This window comes from Siphonobacter curvatus, assembly GCF_002943425.1.
GTDB classification, from domain to species: Bacteria; Bacteroidota; Bacteroidia; order Cytophagales; family Spirosomataceae; genus Siphonobacter; species Siphonobacter curvatus.
This window is the reverse complement of record NZ_PTRA01000001.1, coordinates 3,112,731-3,128,801: the sequence shown is the minus strand read 5'-3', so window position 1 is coordinate 3,128,801 and position 16,071 is coordinate 3,112,731. Positions and strand designations below refer to the sequence as shown.

10 protein-coding genes are annotated in these 16,071 nt (G+C 48.8%); 8 read left to right on the top strand and 2 right to left on the bottom strand.

The window, feature by feature from the left end; translation table 11 throughout:
- Positions 1 to 51: 51 nt before the first annotated feature.
- The 4 genes from infB (at position 52) to C5O19_RS12945 (ending at position 10,570) form a co-directional block, all read left to right on the top strand.
- Positions 52 to 3,312, top strand: a complete 3,261-nt coding sequence (gene infB / locus C5O19_RS12960) for a translation initiation factor IF-2 (RefSeq protein ID WP_394341775.1) — start codon at positions 52 to 54, stop codon at positions 3,310 to 3,312.
- Between the two features lie 228 nt (positions 3,313 to 3,540).
- The gene (locus C5O19_RS12955) at positions 3,541 to 5,586 is read left to right on the top strand and encodes a BatA domain-containing protein (protein ID WP_104712823.1); all 2,046 of its coding nucleotides are present in this window, start codon (positions 3,541 to 3,543) and stop codon (positions 5,584 to 5,586) included.
- Between the two features lie 245 nt (positions 5,587 to 5,831).
- Positions 5,832 to 8,840, top strand: coding sequence for a SusC/RagA family TonB-linked outer membrane protein (locus tag C5O19_RS12950; protein WP_104712820.1), 3,009 nt, complete (start codon positions 5,832 to 5,834; stop codon positions 8,838 to 8,840).
- A 44-nt stretch (positions 8,841 to 8,884) separates the two neighbouring features.
- Complete coding sequence (locus C5O19_RS12945; protein WP_104712818.1) at positions 8,885 to 10,570, top strand: RagB/SusD family nutrient uptake outer membrane protein; 1,686 nt, start codon at positions 8,885 to 8,887, stop codon at positions 10,568 to 10,570.
- Positions 10,571 to 10,749: 179 nt separating this feature from the next.
- Here C5O19_RS12945 and C5O19_RS12940 read toward each other — a convergent pair whose 3' ends face one another.
- Both C5O19_RS12940 and C5O19_RS12935 read right to left on the bottom strand, forming a co-directional pair.
- Positions 10,750 to 11,577 (bottom strand): tRNA threonylcarbamoyladenosine dehydratase, encoded by an 828-nt coding sequence (locus C5O19_RS12940; RefSeq protein WP_094809464.1) that lies wholly within the window; start codon positions 11,575 to 11,577, stop codon positions 10,750 to 10,752.
- 21 nt (positions 11,578 to 11,598) lie between these two features.
- Positions 11,599 to 12,255 carry a TatD family hydrolase gene (locus tag C5O19_RS12935; protein ID WP_104712816.1) on the bottom strand — a complete coding sequence of 219 codons (657 nt, stop codon included), beginning with the start codon at positions 12,253 to 12,255 and terminating at the stop codon, positions 11,599 to 11,601.
- Positions 12,256 to 12,407: 152 nt separating this feature from the next.
- Between C5O19_RS12935 and gltX the strand changes: the two genes are divergently transcribed.
- From gltX to gldD, 4 genes are all read left to right on the top strand, one after another.
- Positions 12,408 to 13,901 (top strand): glutamate--tRNA ligase, encoded by a 1,494-nt coding sequence (gene gltX / locus C5O19_RS12930; protein WP_104712814.1) that lies wholly within the window; start codon positions 12,408 to 12,410, stop codon positions 13,899 to 13,901.
- Between the two features lie 157 nt (positions 13,902 to 14,058).
- Positions 14,059 to 14,334: a hypothetical protein gene (locus C5O19_RS12925; protein ID WP_102200994.1), complete on the top strand. Its 276-nt coding sequence runs from the start codon at positions 14,059 to 14,061 to the stop codon at positions 14,332 to 14,334.
- A 191-nt stretch (positions 14,335 to 14,525) separates the two neighbouring features.
- Positions 14,526 to 15,308: a TIGR00266 family protein gene (locus C5O19_RS12920; protein WP_104712812.1), complete on the top strand. Its 783-nt coding sequence runs from the start codon at positions 14,526 to 14,528 to the stop codon at positions 15,306 to 15,308.
- Between the two features lie 144 nt (positions 15,309 to 15,452).
- Positions 15,453 to 16,040, top strand: coding sequence for a gliding motility lipoprotein GldD (gene gldD / locus C5O19_RS12915; RefSeq protein ID WP_104712810.1), 588 nt, complete (start codon positions 15,453 to 15,455; stop codon positions 16,038 to 16,040).
- Positions 16,041 to 16,071: the final 31 nt, after the last annotated feature.

Here is a 16,071-nt window from a genome sequence, read left to right as displayed (position 1 = left end):
CCACTCGTTTTGACGAATTCAGACAGTAACATGGCAGAAGAGATCCAAACAATGCGTTTAAATGTGGCGGCACGAAAGATCAACGTGGGCATGGGAACCATTGTGGATCGACTATCGGCCAAAGGATTTAAAATTGACAACAATCCCAATACCAAACTGACGGGAGAACAACTCCAAGTATTGGCAAAAGAATTTAGTGCTCCTGACTTGCTGAAAGAAGGACCTAAGCCAGCTGAACCCGCCGCGACGGCTCGTCCTAAGGCTGATGATGATTTGCCCCTGTATTTCCGTCAGAAGTCGGAAGAAGCGGCCGCTACTCCTGTAGTTGAAGAAACGAAGCCTCAGGAGCCAGCCAAAGAAGAACCTCGGTTACAAGGATTAAAAGTGCTGGGTAAGATTGACCTGAGCACGGGTAAACCCGTTGTTCCGGCAGCTTCACCCGCGGAACCTGCGGCACCAGCCCTACCTCCTGCACCCAAGGTGGAAACACCCGCGGCAGAAAAGGCACCGGACGTAAAACCCGAGGAGCCGAAACCCCAGCCCGTAGCTGAGAAACCGGTAGTACCTGCTGCTGCCCCCGAGCCTGTGGTTGAAAAACCCGTCGTGGCAGAGCCCGTTAAACCGGAACCTAAAGTGGAAGCGAAGGTGGAAACGCCAGCTCCACAGCCCGTAGTAACTCCTCAACCTGTCGCTGAAATAAAGCCTGAACCTACTGTTGTAGCAACGCCCCCGGTGGCTACGGTGGTAGAGCCTGCCTCTGCTGCTAAGCAGGAGCCTGAAAAGAAAGCTCAAACGCCCGAGCGAACCAATAACTCGGCCGGTACTCCACCGCAAAACCCTCGTTTTGGTGGACCAAACGAGCGTAAAGATTTTCAGAAGCAAAGGCCAGAAACCAAACAAGAACCAAAGCCAGAGCCAAAACCGGAAGTGAAGACAGAAACACCTCCCGCCACACCGCCCGAATTGATTGAAGCAAAAGCCGATCGATTAAAAGGGTTGACCGTGCTGGGTAAAATCGAATTACCAACGAAACAGGATAACCGCGGTAATAATAACCGTGGCGGTAATTCGAACAACGAGAAAAAGAAACGCAAGCGTATTAAGCCTGTAGAGCAGGACCGTAATCAGGCTCGCTCTAACGCTAATAACGCGAACAGCAACGAACCTAATAACCGCCAGAATAATAACCAAAATCGTCAGGGCGGAAATCAGGGGAATCAGAATTCCAATAACCAGGATCGGAATCAGGGACAGGATCGCAACAACAATAACAACAACGCTGCGAACAATAACCAGTCTCAGAACAACAACCAGGGCGGAGGTAATAATAACAACAACAATCGCAACAATAACAACCGGAATAATAATAACCGGGGTGGTAACCGTCGCGATGAGCCTTCGAAAACGGAAGTACGCGATAATGTAAAGAACACGATGGCCCAGATGGGCGGTGGTGGTGCCAAAAAGCAAAACTTTGGTGCAGATCGTCGTCGGGAACGTCGCCAGGATCGGGCTCGCCGCCGGGAGGAAGCCGAACAGCACGAACTCGAACAGGAAAAAATCCTGAAGGTAACCGAATTCGTATCGGCCAGCGACTTGGCATCCTTGATGGACGTTTCGATCAACGACATCATTCAGACGTGTATGAACATGGGTATGTTCGTATCCATCAACCAACGTCTCGATGCAGAAGCCATCGCCATCATTGCGGATGAATTTGGATTCGATGTTCAATTCATCTCTGCCGAAGAAGAGGTTGAATCAGCTCTGATTGAAGAAGAAGACGCTCCGGAAAGCTTAGTACCTCGTGCTCCGGTAGTTACGATCATGGGTCACGTTGACCACGGTAAGACCTCCTTACTGGATTATATTCGTAAAACGAAAGTTGCTTCGGGTGAAGCCGGTGGTATTACCCAGCACATTGGTTCGTATAAAGTAAAAACAAACGACGGTCGCGAAATCGCGTTCTTGGATACCCCAGGTCACGAAGCCTTTACGGCCATGCGTGCTCGGGGAGCTAAACTGACGGACGTTGCCATTATCGTAATTGCAGCGGACGACAGCGTGATGCCCCAAACCCGGGAAGCCATCAACCACGCCCAGAATGCGGGTGTACCGATGGTATTTGCTTTCTCGAAAGTAGATAAGCCCGGTGCCAATACGGAGAAAATCCGTGAAGGCCTGTCGCAAATGAATATCCTGGTCGAAGAGTGGGGTGGACGTTTCCAAACCCAGGAAATCTCTTCGAAAAGCGGTTTAGGTATTGATGAATTGCTGGAAAAAGTATTGCTCGAAGCCGAGTTACTTGATCTGAAAGCCAATCCTAACAAACGTGGCGTAGGTACGGTAGTCGAAGCTTCCTTGGATAAAGGTCGCGGTTATGTTGCAAACATTCTGGTACAAAATGGTACGATGAGTGTGGGTGATGTCATGCTGGCTGGACCGTTCTTCGGTAAAGTGAAGGCCATGTTCGACGACAAAGGCCAACGCGTCAAATCGGTAGGGCCTTCTACACCTGTACAGGTCTTAGGTTTGAGCGGTGCTCCCACGGCTGGTGATAAAGTGAATATGATGGAAACGGAGCGTGACGCCCGCGAAATTGCGAACAAACGGGAGCAATTACTGCGTGAACAATCCCTCCGTACCCGTAAGCACATTACGCTGGAAGAGATTGGTCGTCGGAAAGCGATTGGAAACTTCAAAGAGCTTAACGTCATCGTTAAAGGGGACGTGGATGGTTCTGTGGAAGCACTTTCCGATTCGCTGCTTAAACTTTCGACGGCTGAAGTTAATGTTAACATCATCCATAAGGGCGTAGGTCAGGTAACTGAATCCGACGTGATGTTAGCCTCTGCCGGGGATGCCGTAGTCGTAGCCTTCCAGGTTCGTCCTTCGCTCAACGCTCGTCGTTTAGCCGATCAGGAACAAATCGAAATTCGGAATTACTCCATCATCTACCAGGCAATCGAGGACATCAAGAAAGCCATGGAAGGTCTGCTGGAACCCGAATTCCAGGAAGTGGTTACGGCCAACATCGACATTCGCGAAGTATTCCGGATTTCCAAAATCGGTACCGTTGCGGGTTGCTATGTAACCGAAGGTACGGTGAAACGGAACAACAAAATCCGCGTAATCCGCGACTTCATCGTGATCCACGAAGGAGAGATTCAGGCCCTGAAACGTTTCAAAGACGACGTATCCGAAGTGAAATTTGGTTATGAATGTGGTCTGAGCATCAAAAACTTCAACGACCTGGAAGTAGGCGATACCATCGAATGCTTCGAAATGCAGGAAGTAAAACGGAAGTTATAAGCAATAGTTGAGGGTTGTAAGTGGTCAGAGGACTCGTCAAAAATCTTCGGTCAACGAAAACAAACAACTGAAAACTAGTAACAAAATAAAAGCCTTCATCCAACTTGGGTGAAGGCTTTTTCGTTTATACGCTATATTTTTAGTTATTTCAGGAATCCGACTCTGGGGACCTAACATTTCACGGAAGCATCCTGCCCGATCGCCTTCCATAGCTGACACGTCGTATTTATGCAGTTTTTGTATCCTGCTTTTCTTTGGGGACTCTTGGCCGCCGCTATTCCGGTACTGATTCACCTATTTAATTTCCGGCGAGTCAAACGAGTGTATTTCACCAACGTCAGCTTCCTTAAACAGATTAATACGACCACCAGTAGCTTTCGACGCCTGAAGCACTGGCTGATTATGGCGGCTCGTATATTGGCATTGGTTTGTTTGGCTCTGGCTTTTGCCCAACCCTTTATTCCTGCCAGCCAAACGACGGGCGTGAGCCGGGATGGCGTTACCAGCATTTACCTGGATAACTCGCTATCGATGCAAAACTTAGTGGACAATCGTCGTTTGCTCGATGTAGCCGCTACCAAAGTGGAGGAATTACTGGGAAATTTTCCGAATGCTCCCACCTTACAACTGATTACCAATACGTTTGGGGCGGAAGAACACGCCTTGCAGGGAAGTCAGAAGTTACGGGACCGATTGGCTTCCGTTGATTTTGCTTCAGCGGGTCGCTCGCTCGAAAGCGTATACCGACGGCAACAGCAACTAGCCTCCGCCCATAGTACCGGTAAAAATCAATTGTTTTGGTTTTCAGACTTTCAGAAATCAACGACGGGGGATTTACAGAAGTTAGTACCCGATTCCAGTACCCAGCTTTTTTTGGTACCTGTGCAGGGAACCGCTACCCAAAACGTCTTTGTAGATACGCTGTGGTTGAATACACCCTTTATTCGGGAAATGCAGTCCAACGTAGTAACCGTACGCCTTCGTAATTCAGGCACGAAGCCGGTTGAAAATCTGGGCATTAAACTGTTACTCGATGAAACGCAAGTAGCTACGCAAATTGTCTCGATTCCCGCTGAAAACTACGTGCAGACTACGTTCAATTTTACCGTACGCGGAAAGGGTTTCAAACGGGGTCAGATTACCTTCGAGGATTCCCCGGTACTGTTTGACAATGATTACTACTTCGTGCTCAATGCGGCTCCCCGTATCAACGTGGTTCAGGTGTATGGTCAGAAATCAGGCAATTTTGTTGCGAATGTTTTTGCGAATGATAGCCTCTTTCAGCAACAGAATTTTTCAGTAAGTAATGTCGACGTTGGGAAATTTCAGGCTGCCAACGTCATCGTACTCGAAGGGGTGGATCGGGTGGAAGGAAGCTTACTGACCGAGTTACAACGCTTTGTACAGGGGGGCGGAAGTTTGGTCATCATCCCACCCGCTCGGGTTAGTAATAGTTCCTGGCTGAATGGAGTGGGTATTCAGAATATAGCTTCAATCCAGGGGCAGCCTTCGTTACCTACTTTTCTGGCGGAGCCTTCCCGGCAAAATCCGTTCTTTAGCGACATTTTTGATGAGACCACTCGCAAGGAACAAGTAACGATGCCAGCGGCCACAGCTGTATGGTCCTGGCAAGCCGTAGGCGATAAGTTATTGAGTTTTAAATCCGGCGAGCCCTTTCTGACTTCCTCAAAATCCGGTGAAGGGCGGGTGTATGTCTTAGCGGCACCCTTGGAAGCAACGTACGGTGATTTTGCTCAGCATGCGTTGTTCCTCCCCATTTTTTACAAGATTGCTGCTTTAAGTGTACGCCAAGAGCCCATTGCTTATTCCTTTGAATCGAAAGATCTCATACTCGATGTAACGGGTAGCCCTAAGAATGCAGTGTACCAATTGCGTAAAGACAAACTGGAACTTATTCCAGTACAGCGGATGATTGGTACACAAATGCATCTGGAATTACCGCAGTCGAGCCAAAGTAGTACAGCCCTGGAATCAGGCTATTACGAATTGCGGCTGAATAATCAGCTGGTACGTTTGCTGGCCCTTAACCACGGCCATGAAGAATCGCAAATGCAGGTGTACACGCCGGATGAGTTACGAGCCATTTTTAAAGATCGTAAAAATGTACAGGTATTCGATAACGTGAATAAAGCAGATGTTGCTTCGGCCTATAAAGAACAACACGTGGGAAAAGACCTCTGGAAGTGGTTCATCATCGCTGCTTTAATTTTTTTATTTACCGAAATTGCTCTGGTACGATGGATGAAAGGCTAATAAACCACTGACTTCTAGTAAATTAAATACTTCTTCCAAGTTATATTTTTACAATACAAAAGGCCCTAATCTACTTGATTAGGGCCTTTTGTATTGTATTATTTAAATCATTATTTTATTTAATAAGTACTTATATTAAATTTTTTCTTTGAAAAGTTTAAAAAATAAGGGTTTGTAGAGACAAAAGAGGTCATTTTAGCGATGTAATCTATCAGACTAACTTAAACGATAACCTCTACCCTTGTATGAAGAACCTATTACTAAGTCTATTTTTGCTCGGACTTGGTTGGAATGTATTTGCTCAGGATCGCCCCATCAGTGGTCGAGTTACCGGAGATGATACGCAACCCATTCCCGGAGCCAGCGTTTCAGTCAAAGGAACTACGCGGGGAGCCGTAACAAATGCCGAAGGTCGCTTTACCTTAAGCGTACCCGAAAATGCTACGCTGGTGGTTTCTTCCGTAGGTTATCTTACGCGGGAATTCCCCGTGGGCAATCAAAACTCACTGGAATTAGTTATTCCGTCTTCGTCGGCTGAATTGTCGGAAGTCGTAGTCGTTGGCTACGGAACTCAAAAAAAGAGCCAGTTAACGGGAGCCATTTCTTCTGTAAGTTCCAAAGAAATCGCTGAATTGCCTATTACGAACGCCCGGCAGGCCTTACAGGGCCGGGCCGCCGGGGTTGATGTCGTACAATCGGGTAGTAGACCCGGAGCGGGCGTTACCGTACGGATTCGCGGGCGTCGCTCGATCAACGCTTCTAATGATCCTTTGTACGTAGTTGATGGAATTCCATTGGCGGGTGGTATTGACGATCTGAACCCGAACGATATTCAGTCGATGGAGGTACTGAAAGATGCCTCAGCAACCGCTATCTACGGATCTCGGGGAGCCAACGGCGTTGTGATCGTCACGACCCGTCGGGGTACTACCGGCAAAACGATCGTGAGCTACGATGGCTATTACGGTATTTCACAAGTACTGGGTAAAATTGATGTCATGAACGGGGCTGAATTCGCCGAGTACAAACGCGAATCTCGTCGGGCCGTTGGTCGATACAGTGATTCAGATCCCGCTGCGGACAGCAAACTCTTCGAAGCCGTAGAATTGGATGGTATCGCTAACAATCGTACGACTGATTACCAGTCGTATATCTTCCGTACGGGGCAAATTCAGAGTCACCAGTTAGGTGTACAAGGCGGTAGTGAAAAAACGCAGTTTGCTATTTCGGGTAACTTCTTCCAGGACAAAGGGATCATCAAAACGCAGGATTTTACGCGGTACTCCTTCCGGGTCAATCTGGACCACCAGATTACCAAACGCATTAAAGTAGGTACGTCGACTTTCGCCGTATACAGCGTTGGGAATGGGAATGATACGTTCTATCCGGGTGGTGGTAATGGTTTTAACCCGCTGGGATTAACCTTACGGGAAAATCCGCTGGGAAAACCCTACGATGACAACGGCAACCTGATTTTTCTACCTACCTCGGATGGATTGCAGTCAAACCCGGCAGCAGAAGTGGTACCCGGAGCCAACATCGCCGAAACGAAAACGATCCGCATTTTCAACAGCCTCTACGGGGAATGGAATATCGTAGACGGACTCAAGTACCGACTCAATTTCGGACCGGATTTCACCAACCGCCGCTTTGGTCGTTTCTGGGGTACGTTTACCAATGACCGTCGGGGTGGTGATCCTCGCGGTATGACCGATTACTCGCAAGGATTTAACTACACGCTTGAAAACATCCTGACGTATCAAAAACAATTCCGCGAAGTACATGATCTGAACATTACGGCTCTGCACTCCATTCAGCGGGACAACTACGAAACGGCTCGGATCAACGTGAATGGTATTCCCGCTTCTACCCAGGAATTCTACAGTCTGGGTCAAGCCTCGACGATTGCGGGCGTAGGTACGGGACTGACGCAGTGGACCTTACAATCATTCATGACCCGCGTTAACTACAGCTACAATGATCGATATCTGTTGACCTTGACGGGCCGGTACGATGGATCTTCGCGGTTTGGTAAAAATAACAAATACGGCTTTTTCCCTTCGTTGGCCCTGGGCTGGAACATGAGCAACGAGGCATTCCTGAAAGGCGTAAGCTGGCTGGATCAGTTGAAACTTCGGGGTAGCTGGGGTTCCATTGGTAATACGGCTATTGACCCGTATCAGACGCAGACATTGCTATCCCGTACAGTATACGCCTGGAATACCATCGGGGCGTACGGTTATCGTCCTAATGTGATCGGAAATCCGAACTTACGTTGGGAGACCACGACGACGGCTAACGTTGGTTTAGATTATAGCTTCTTCCGGGGAAGACTGGCCGGTTCTATCGAAGTGTATCAGGCTGATACGAAGGATTTATTACTTTCCGATCAGTTACCCTTCACGAGCGGGTATGGAAGCGTACTGCGGAACGTGGGTAAAACTCGTAACCAGGGTTTGGAAATTACGCTGTCGACGATCAACATCGATGCCGCGAATGGCTTCCGCTGGTCCACGGATTTACAATTCACGAAAAACAAAGAGCAGATTCGCGAATTGTTCAACGGTAAAGTGGATGATATTGGAAATGCCCGTTTTATTGGACAACCCATTACGGCCATTTACGACTACAAGAAAGTGGGTATCTGGCAGACGGATGAGCAGGAACTGGCTAAAAAATACGGTCAGAACGTAGGGGAAGTAAAATTGCTTGATGTGAACAACGACGGAAAAATTGACGCGGACCACGACCGGATGATCATTGGTTCGCAGATTCCCAAGTTTACGGCGGGTATGACAAACCGCTTTAGCTTCAAAGGACTTGATCTGTCGTTCTTCCTGTATGCCCGCGTAGGGAGCACTATCACGAGTGCCTTCCACCAGACCTTCAATACGCTGGCGGGTCGCTACAATAACCTGAACATTAATTATTGGACCCCGAATAACCCAACTAACGATTTCCCTCGTCCGAACCAGAATCAGGAGTCGCCTATCTATTCCAGTACCTTACGTTACTTCAGCGGTACATTCCTGAAAGTCCGGAATATTAACCTGGGTTACAATTTCACGGAAGGTATTGCGAAGAAGCTCGGAATGAGTAGTCTGCGGGCCTATATAGCGGCTCAGCAACCCTTCATTTTCTCGGAATATCGGTCGAAGTACAAAGGAATTGATAACGAAACGGTGGATAGTGTAACCGAAAGCCAAACGCCTTCCGCTCGACAATTCATCTTCGGTATCAACGCGAAATTTTAGCCAACGATTGAAAACACCGATTTCGGTTTCAACGGAAAATATTCATGAAAAAAATAGTGTATTCTCTTCTAATTGCCAGTCTGATGCTGACGGGGCAATCGTGCAGTAACCTGCTTGATGAAAAAGCCATTTCATCTGTAGGAGCGGAGTATTACGATACATCAGCGGGTTTTGAAGCCGGTGTTCGGGCAGCGTATGCATCGTTACGGGATTACTACGGTCGTGAAATTGGTACGAACCTGACCGTATTCGGTACCGATACGTACACCATGGGAGCGGACGGTAGTTATAAGTACATGAATCAGTACACCACCCAGTTTGGCTCCAATGTCGACTTGTTGAGGGATTTATGGAACAACCTCTATGTGGCGATCAATACGATGAACATCCTCATCGATAAAGCCAATGCAGGTCAGGTGGCTGGTTTGGCGGATGCCAGTAAAAACACACGGATCGCTGAGTTACGGTTTCTACGGGCTCATCATTACTTCCTATTGGTACAAAACTGGGGGCCGGTTGCTTTAACGCTAACGGGAAACCTAGAAGCGAAAAAAGACTTTAACCGGGCTCCGGTTAAGGACATTTATGCGGCGATCACGGCTGATTTGGAAGCGGCTGTAACGCAGTTGCCTACCACTACGTCCGATTACGGTCGGGCTACAAAGGGAGCTTGCGAACACTTGCTCGCCCGGGTTTATCTGACCAAAGCCACCTCCGAAGCGGCGGCGGCGGATGATTACACCAAGGCTGCGACCTACGCTCAGAATGTGACGAAAAACTACTCGTACGCCTTGTTAAACGACTTTGCCAGTGTTTACGATCAGGCGAATCAGGTCAATAGTGAAATCATTTTTGCCGTTCAGTACACGAATGATGCCTTGACGGACATTGGGCCTAGCTCCAGCAACACGGGAACAATTTACAATGGGAATCAAACCCACTTGTTTTTCGGGAATGAGTACGATGTACAGGCGGGGATGAAGCGGGATTTGGCCAACGGTCGGCCCTGGAAACGGTATATGCCGACGAATTATATGTTGAACGTAGTCTTTAATCCGGCGGACCGTAACAAAGATTCGCGGTATAAGAAAACGTTCAAGGACACTTGGTATGCGAATAATCCGGGTACGTTTACCAACGTGTTCGACAACTCGAAAACGAAAGTTACGTTCGCGGCGGGAGATACGGCCATCTTTATTCCTGGGGTGGAATGGACACAGGATCAACGAGCCGCTAAACCGTACCAAATATTGGTACCGAGCCAGTACAGACCTACGTTGTTTCCTCCGTTAAAGAAATTCTTCGATCCGCTACGGCAGGACGTAACGGCGGAGTGGGGGAGCCGCGATTGGTTCGTGATGCGACTGGCAGAAACGTACTTGATTCTGGCCGAAGCAAACCTGAAACTCGGTAAAATGCAGGAAGCCACCGACGCGATCAACGTCGTTCGGGTACGGGCCGCCTGGCCTGGGCAGCAGGAAGCGATGAAGATCAAAGTTTCTGATTTGACCATGGAGTTCATCATGGAAGAACGCGAACGCGAGTTAGCCGGCGAAATGTTCCGCTGGTACGACCTAAAACGCTGGGGCGTTTTAGTAGAGCGGGTGAAAAAGTACAATCCGGACGCGGCTAACATTCAGCAATTCCATACACTACGGCCTATTCCGCAAACGCAAATTGACCGGACCACGGGCGGTGCCTCAGCTTTCCCGCAAAATTCAGGTTATTAATTGAACGGACGAGGCTCTCGGACTTTAGTCCGAGAGCCTCGAATAGGGATCAAGCTACCGGCTCTTTTTGATAAGAAACGGTAGCTTAATAGTTAGTCAAACTATGAAATAGAAACCCAACGTTCCCAATAAAAGCTGTAAACTCGACCCTTTTCGTAGGGCTGGACTTTAGTCCAGCCCTACTTTTTTAAGGCCTGTTTGGCTTTCCGTTTCGCTTGTAGACGGAAAAACTCTTCCCGTTTCCGCTGTTCTTTCTTCCGGGCCTCCAGTTGGGAGGCTTCATAATCGGCGATGGGTTCGCCCAGCAAATCCCGAATGACGACCGAAGCACAGACGGCTCCGAACGTAGCGGGAAGGTAGGAGATTGTTCCGTACGCCGAACGTTTAAAATTCGAACCATCGGTATGCATGAGCGATTCGGCTCGTACGAGTTCGGTTGAGTACACCGCCTTGATTCCCGATTGCACGCCAAGGCGACGCAGCCGTTTGCGTACGTAATAGGCGAGGGTACAGGACTTGGTCTGAAACAGATCCGCCACCTGTACCTGCGTTGGGTCAAATTTCCCACCCGCTCCCATCGAACTGATGATGCGATACCCCTTCTGATACGCCGTTTCCAGCAGCGTCAGTTTCGGCGTAATCGAGTCGATGCAATCCATGACGTAATCAAACGGCTGATTGAGAATGTCGCGGGCGGCTTCGGGGGAAAGAAAATCCTTGCGTACGTGCAGTTTTAATTCCGGATTGATACTCAGCAAGCGTTCGGCCATGAGATCGGCCTTGGAAAGTCCGTGCGTAGTTGCCAGGGCGGGTAACTGACGGTTTCGGTTAGAGGGGTCTACCACATCACCATCCACGATAGTCATTTCACCCACACCCGAGCGGGCGATAAATTCGGCGGCGAAGGAGCCTACACCCCCCAGGCCAATCACCAGAACGTGGGCCTTTGCTAACAAATCGAGCCCTTCTGGCCCGATTAATAATTCAGTTCTTGATAACCAACTCATCTCTTTAAGGATACCGCTTCATCAGGCCGTAATCCGCTGAAAATTCTGCCAGATTTGATTTTGTAGCTCATTCACAGAGCAATTCAGCTGCCGGGAAGCCTCCACAAAGATACGGTCAATTGGGAGTTGCTGATCATCCGTTTCCAGAAAAAGTCTGTCTAACGGAATCATTTTCAGACACTTTGAAGCGTTCGATTCTTCTTTTAGTAAAGCATGACCGAGGGAAAAATAGAAATCGTGCTGGAGCAGTTGCTGGGCAATCTGCTCATTGGCATTGAAGCCATGTACAATCAATGGAATCTTCAGCTTCAGACGCTTGACCAACGCAATCAATTCAGGGAACGCCCGTACGCAGTGAATAATGACGGGCATCTGATACTGATTAGCCAGTAGCAACTGCCGTTCAAATACTGCTTGTTGCTGGGAAAGGGGAGCCTCCGTCAATCGATCCAAACCACATTCTCCTACGGCGGTTAACTGCTTTTGCTGAAGAGCCTGTTCGATCAGGCCTAGTTGCGAATCGATGGCTGTTTCCTGGATGTACCAGGGATGAATGCCCAAACTGATGCGTTGCCCGTCAGGCGTTGCTTCCGAAAAATGGGCATTATAAATGCTCTCGGCCCCTTCGTTGGGCTCGATACGGTGGGTATGGAAATTCAAAAAAGAGAAATCAGCCATCGTTTGGTGGAAGAAAAGCGAATCGTACGCAAAAAACGAAACACGCCGCCTGGAAAACAAGTACCTTTGTCGCAGCAACTGGAGCGGAGCCAGGTTACGAATCGATCAGACAGCATCGAACGCTCGTACATCCGCCATCCGAAACTATTACTATGTCTACTCAAGTTCGCGTACGTTTTGCTCCCAGTCCCACGGGAGCCTTACACATTGGCGGCGTTCGTACCGCTTTGTATAACTACCTATTCGCCCGCCAGACGGGTGGAAAGATGCTCCTTCGCATTGAAGATACGGATCAAAACCGCTTTGTACCCGGAGCTGAAAATTACATCCTCGAAGCCTTGGCCTGGGTGGGTATCACCATCGATGAAGGCATCGGCGTGGGCGGTCCCCACGAACCCTATCGTCAGTCGGAACGGAAACACATGTACCGCGACTTTGCCGAAACGCTCGTGGCTACGGACAAGGCCTACTACGCCTTCGATACGCCGGAAGAACTCGACGAAATGCGGCAGACGTTTGAAAAACAGGGTTCGGCTTTTCAATACAACAGCATTACGCGGACCCGTTTGAAGAACTCGCTGACTTTGCCCGTGGAAGAAGTACAGGCGAAGATTGCCGCCGGTGAGCCGTACGTAATCCGTCTGAAAGTACCGGCCAAAGAAGAAATTCGCTTTAAAGACCTGATTCGGGAATGGGTAAACGTGCATTCGTCCCAGATCGATGATAAAGTTTTACTCAAAGCCGACGGTATGCCGACGTACCACCTGGCGAACGTGGTGGATGACCATTTGATGGGCATTACGCACGTCATTCGCGGGGAAGAGTGGCTGCCCTCGGCTCCTTTACACGTATTATTATACCAGTCTTTTGGCTGGGAACGTCCTGAGTTTGCTCACTTGCCGCTGTTGCTGAAACCCGAAGGCAATGGCAAGTTGTCGAAACGTGACGCGGATCTGGGCGGTTTTCCGGTATTCCCGCTCGAATGGAAAGATCCGGCAACGGGTACCGTGGCCCGCGGTTTTCGCGAGGATGGGTACCTATCTGAGGCTGTCGTGAACTTCTTAGCCTTTTTGGGCTGGAACCCTGGTACCGAACAGGAGATGTTTACGATGGACGAACTGATTACGGCGTTCAGTCTGGATAAAATTCACAAAGCCGGAGCCCGTTTCGATATTGCGAAAGCCAAGTGGTTTAATCAGCAGTATCTGCGGCAACGTTCGGATGATTCGATAGCCGAATTACTGAAAGCGTCATTCCCTGCTTCTACAGCGGAACAAGTACAGAGCATCGTGCATTTGTTGAAGGACCGCGTCACGTTTCCCCAGGAAATCGTCGAGCAGTCGAAATTTCTTTTCGAAGCTCCTACGCAGTACGATGAGCAGGTGATGAACAGTAAGTGGAACGCGGATGTGGCCGGAGTGGTCCAGGCTTACGCCGAAGCTCTGCCCGCCGTTGAACCCTTCACCGCCGAAACGGCTAAGGAAGCCTTGCATAAGGTGACCGATGAGAAAGGCATCAAACTGGGTAAAGTTATGCAACCCCTTCGGGTGGTACTGACCGGAGCTGCCGCTGGGCCAGATCTGATGCTTTCCATGGAAATCATGGGCAAAGCAGAAGTCATCAACCGATTAACAAAAGTCCTGTAGCGTTCGGAGTTTTGGGTTTAGCGTTTGGAGTTGGCCCATCCTTTTTGGCAAAAAGTCGAAAAAGTTAGACTGAACACTAAAAAAAGAAAGAAAGATCCGATCCAAGGTACGTATCTGAACGCTAAACCCGACACGCAAAACTCAAAACATAAAAGCCATGGCTAAGAAATCACCAAAAAAGCCCGTTCAACCCGAAAAGCCGAGAGTTCATAAAGACTTGGAAGGTCTGGATATTACGATTAATAACTTTGGCGAGCTGAATATGTCTCTGCCCATCGACAAGATCAACGAATTCCTGAACCGAACGGTAGACGATAAAAAACTTCGTCATCGGGATGATTTGGAAGCGTTGCCGGGCCGTAAACGTGAGGACGAAGAAGAGGAGGAGGATTTCGATTTGCCGGACGATCTCAAACGGGAATTAGGGGAGTAACCACGTTTGGAACGTTTCAGGTTGCGGGGTTTGAGTCATCAGCATGAAGCCGTATTTAGTACATTGGATTTTATATAAGTGGCTGGAAGAGAATAGTGTAAAGCAGTGATTGACACTAAAACCATAAACTTTTATTTTAGCTACTGGCCCTTTATCAAACGACTCAAACGCTTTAAAACCTGAACACTACCATGCGTAGCCACGAGATTGATTACAAGATTATTGGGGAAGACATTCAGATCGTTGAAATCGAACTGGACCCGAACGAGACCGTAATTGCCGAAGCTGGTGCCATGCTCTTTATGGAAGATGGCATTCAGTTCGAAACCAAAATGGGCGATGGCTCGGAACCTGACCGTGGATTTCTGGGAAAAATCCTGCAGGCCGGAAGCCGGACTCTTATGGGCGAATCGCTTTTCATGACACACTTTACCAACCGTGGCTACGGCAAGCGTAAGGTGGCTTTTGCGGCTCCGTATCCGGGCACCGTACTACCCATTAATCTGGCTAATTTACCCGGACAGGCCCTGATTACCCAGAAGGATAGCTTCCTGTGTGCCGCCTTAGGTACGAAAGTGGCAATCACGTTCAATCAAAAAATCGGTTCGGGACTATTCGGTGGGGAAGGCTTTATTCTCCAGCGATTACAGGGCGACGGACTGGCGTTCATCCACGCCGGAGGGGTGGTCATCGAACGGTATCTGAATAATGAAACACTACGGGTTGACACGGGCTGTATCGTAGGTTTTGAGCAACAAATCAACTATTCCATCCAGCGTTCGGGTGGTTTAAAATCCATGGTATTCGGCGGTGAAGGTATCTTCCTGGCGACCCTTTCGGGTACGGGGCGGGTCTGGATTCAGTCGATGCCGATTGTAAAACTAGCGAATGCCCTGGGTTCCATGACCAGTGTTACGGGTAGTGGCAAGGAAAGTGGTTCCGTACTGGGCGGCTTGGGTAACTTGTTTGAGTAAACGAACATCGGGATTCAACTCCTAGGAAAATAATTATAAATTCGCGGGAATCCATCAGTTGGATTCCCGCTTTTCGTTATAGCGTTTACCGTTTTCCTGAACGTAAGGTCTGAAACAGAAAACGGAAAACAGACCACTAAAAAGATGCTCCGAACTCTTTCTTACAGCTTACTGACGTTTTTAATGAGTAGTATTCTATGGTCTTGTAGCGAAGATTATACGCCCAAACCCAAAGGTTTCCCCCGGATTGATTTGCCTCCGCACGCGTATCAGCTCCTCACGGAAAATCATCCGTATACCTTCGAGTATTCCAAAGCCGCAGTCATCAAACCGGATACATTCAAAGGGGCCGAGCCCCATTGGATTTTCATTACGTATCCGTCCCTGAAAGCTAATGTTCAACTGACTTACAAGCCTGTACAGGGCAGTAAAGAACGTCTGCGGGGCTTTATTTCCGACGCCTACAAGCTAGCTGCCAAACATCAGGAAAAGGCTTACGCTCTGAAAGATGCCGTCGCCTTGGGCAAGTCCGGACAGACCTTTACCCTGCTGGAAATTGCTGGGGATGTACCCAGTCATATGCAGTTTTATACGACGGATTCCACGAAGCATTTCCTACGCGGAGCCATGTATCTGCAAACGGCTACGGAAAATGATTCCCTGGCTCCGGTGGTCGAGTACATCAAGCAGGATGTGATGCATCTGGTGAACACCCTGAAGTGGAAAAAATAACCAAAGAGTAACGCGGCTGGGAGCATAGAAC